Below are 3361 nucleotides of genomic sequence, written 5' to 3' on the forward strand. Positions count from 1 at the left end.
TTAAATTTCACAGTGTGTGCCTTACTTACGAACCAAAGAGTTATTAACGGATTAGCTTCATTGGGTCTGAATTGTAACTAGTTTTTCAACTAAATCAAGTTCAATCAGTTTAATCTACACTGACTGTTTGGATTTGAATCGAATTGATGCTTTATATACAACTGCTTGGGTGTTGTATAGTCAAGCCTCACGAGCAATTAGTATTGGTCAGCTTCATACGTCACCGTACTTCCACATCCAACCTATCAACGTCCTAGTCTCGAACGGCTCTTTAGAGGACATATAGTCCTAGGGAAATCTTATCTTGAGGTAGGCTTCCCGCTTAGATGCTTTCAGCGGTTATCCCTTCCGAACATAGCTACCCGGCGATGCCACTGGCGTGACAACCGGTACACCAGAGGTTCGTCCACTCTGGTCCTCTCGTACTAGGAGCAGATCCTCTCAAATTTCCAGCGCCCACGGTAGATAGGGACCGAACTGTCTCACGACGTTCTAAACCCAGCTCGCGTACCTCTTTAAATGGCGAACAGCCATACCCTTGGGACCTGCTTCAGCCCCAGGATGAGATGAGCCGACATCGAGGTGCCAAACACCGCCGTCGATATGAACTCTTGGGCGGTATCAGCCTGTTATCCCCAGAGTACCTTTTATCCGTTGAGCGATGGCCCTTCCATACAGAACCACCGGATCACTAAGACCTACTTTCGTACCTGCTCGACTTGTGGGTCTCGCAGTTAAGCGCGCTTTTGCCTTTATACTCTACGCGTGATTTCCGACCACGCTGAGCGCACCTTCGTACTCCTCCGTTACTCTTTAGGAGGAGACCGCCCCAGTCAAACTACCCACCAGACATGGTCCTCGCCCCGGATTACGGGGCAGAGTTAGAACCTCAACATTACCAGGGTGGTATTTCAAGGATGGCTCCATTAGAACTAGCGTTCTAACTTCAAAGCCTCCCACCTATCCTACACAAGTAAGGTCAAAGTTCAATGTCAAGCTGCAGTAAAGGTTCACGGGGTCTTTCCGTCTAGCCGCGGGTACACCGCATCTTCACGGCGAATTCGATTTCACTGAGCCTCTGCTGGAGACAGCGCCGCCATCATTATGCCATTCGTGCAGGTCGGAACTTACCCGACAAGGAATTTCGCTACCTTAGGACCGTTATAGTTACGGCCGCCGTTTACTGGGGCTTCGATCAAGAGCTTCGCTTACGCTAACCCCATCAATTAACCTTCCAGCACCGGGCAGGCATCACACCCTATACGTCCACTTTCGTGTTTGCAGAGTGCTATGTTTTTAATAAACAGTTGCAGCGGCCTGGTTTCTGTGGCTGCCAATAGCTCAGACCGCAAGGATCATCACCGTCAGCAGCGTACCTTCTCCCGAAGTTACGGTACCATTTTGCCTAGTTCCTTCAGCAGAGTTCTCTCAAGCGCTTTGGTCTACTCGACCTGACCACCTGTGTCGGTTTAGGGTACGATTCCTGTGTAACTGAAGCTTAGAGACTTTTCCTGGAAGCATGGTATCAGCCACTTCACTGTACAAGTACAGCTTGCTATCGACTCTCAGCATAGAGCACCCCGGATTTGCCTAAGATGCATGCCTACTGTCTTCCACCTGGACAACCAACGCCAGGCTGACTTAACCTTCTCCGTCCTCTCATCGCATTACACAGAAGTATTGGAATATTAACCAATTTCCCATCGACTACGCCTCTCGGCCTCGCCTTAGGGGTCGACTCACCCAGCCCCGATTAACGTTGGACTGGAACCCTTGGTCTTTCAGCGAACGGGTTTTTCACCCGTTTTGTCGTTACTCACGTCAGCATTCGCACTTCTGATACCTCCAGCATACTTCTCAATACACCTTCATCGGCTTACAGAACGCTCCCCTACCACGTAACTTAAAAGTTACATCCGCAGCTTCGGCACATAGTTTTAGCCCCGTTACATCTTCCGCGCAGGCCGACTCGACTAGTGAGCTATTACGCTTTCTTTAAAGGGTGGCTGCTTCTAAGCCAACCTCCTAGCTGTCTATGCCTTCCCACATCGTTTCCCACTTAACTATGATTTTGGGGCCTTAGCTGGCGGTCTGGATTGTTTTCCTCTTGACTACGGACGTTAGCACCCGCAGTCTGTCTCCCGGATAGTACTCATTGGTATTCGGAGTTTGCATCGGTTTGGTAAGTCGGGATGACCCCCTAGCCGAAACAGTGCTCTACCCCCAATGGTATTCGTCCGAGGCGCTACCTAAATAGCTTTCGGGGAGAACCAGCTATCACCAGGCTTGATTAGCCTTTCACCCCTATCCACAAGTCATCCCCTGGCTTTTCAACGACAGTGGGTTCGGTCCTCCAGTTAGTGTTACCCAACCTTCAACCTGCTCATGGATAGATCGCCTGGTTTCGGGTCTACACCCAGCAACTAAACGCCCTATTAAGACTCGATTTCTCTACGGCTCCCCTATTCGGTTAACCTTGCTACTGAATGTAAGTCGCTGACCCATTATACAAAAGGTACGCAGTCACCAAACAAGTTGGCTCCCACTGCTTGTATGCATGCGGTTTCAGGATCTATTTCACTCCCCTCACAGGGGTTCTTTTCGCCTTTCCCTCACGGTACTGGTTCACTATCGGTCAGTCAGGAGTATTTAGCCTTGGAGGATGGTCCCCCCATATTCAGACAAGGTTTCACGTGCCTCGCCCTACTCGTCATCATTGTATGTGCCCTTTCGTGTACGGGAATATCACCCTCTACGTTCGCACTTCCCAGAGCGTTCCACTAGAACACATACAACTTAATGGGCTGATCCCCGTTCGCTCGCCGCTACTAAGGGAATCTCAATTGATTTCTTTTCCTAAGGGTACTGAGATGTTTCACTTCCCCTCGTTCGCCTTGCATACCTATGTATTCAGTATGCAATACCTACCTTATGGTAAGTGGGTTCCCCCATTCAGAAATCTCCGGATCAAAGGATATTTGCCGCCTCCCCGGAGCTTATCGCAGGCTATTACGTCTTTCATCGCCTCTGACTGCCAAGGCATCCACCACATGCACTTAATTACTTGACTATACAACCCCAAACAGTCGACGTTACCTACAAGTAGTAACTTCAACATTTCAGTTTGACGCACTGTGAACTTAATCACTGTACAGCTTCAATCTAATTCATATACCAAAACGCTTGATTCAGTTAATCGCTAGTTCTCGCATTAATCTTTCATCTAACTGCAACACTTACGTATTACCGTTAAAATCATATTAATCGAGTTTTGAACAATTTATTTCAGACTCAATTCTACTAATCTGTTAATGAATTAATGTAACCTCGTCAGCTACATTAAACTGTGATAAATCACAGA

The 3361-nt window shown here is 48.3% G+C and carries 1 rRNA gene; it reads right to left on the bottom strand.

Features of this window, described 5'->3' with window-relative positions:
• Positions 1–176: 176 nt before the first annotated feature.
• A 23S ribosomal RNA gene (locus MMO38_RS16400) occupies positions 177–3070 on the bottom strand.
• Between the last annotated feature and the right edge of the window lie 291 nt (positions 3071–3361).

It is taken from the genome of Acinetobacter sp. NIPH 1852, assembly GCF_022549455.1.
In the GTDB taxonomy this organism is placed as follows: domain Bacteria; phylum Pseudomonadota; class Gammaproteobacteria; order Pseudomonadales; family Moraxellaceae; genus Acinetobacter.